The organism is Ferrovum myxofaciens (genome assembly GCF_000735045.1).
GTDB classification, from domain to species: Bacteria; Pseudomonadota; Gammaproteobacteria; order Burkholderiales; family Ferrovaceae; genus Ferrovum; species Ferrovum myxofaciens.
Window position 1 is genome coordinate 1 of sequence record NZ_JPOQ01000319.1, and the last position, 253, is coordinate 253.

The following is a 253-nucleotide window of genomic DNA, read 5'->3' on the forward strand; positions in this document are numbered from 1 at the left end:
GATACGGCAGGGGTGGATTGACCACGGTGATGGGGTGTCTGTGGTGGGGCAATGCGCTTTGGTGGGGGTATCCCGCGCCACTGTCTATGCCCACCAGAAGCCGAAGATGGTGGACGAAAGTGACCTTCTGTTGAATTGTCTGATTGACGAGGAGTACACACGGCATCCGTTTTATGGCAGCCGCAAGATGGTGATATTTCTCAAGGGGCTTGGCCACACCGTCAACCGCAAGCGGGTACAACGCCTGATGCGA

1 protein-coding gene is annotated in these 253 nt (G+C 56.5%); it reads left to right on the plus strand.

The window, feature by feature from the left end; genetic code table 11:
- Positions 1 to 253 (plus strand): IS3 family transposase (locus IV91_RS18135; RefSeq protein WP_031599280.1); only part of this gene is annotated, 253 nt, incomplete at both ends.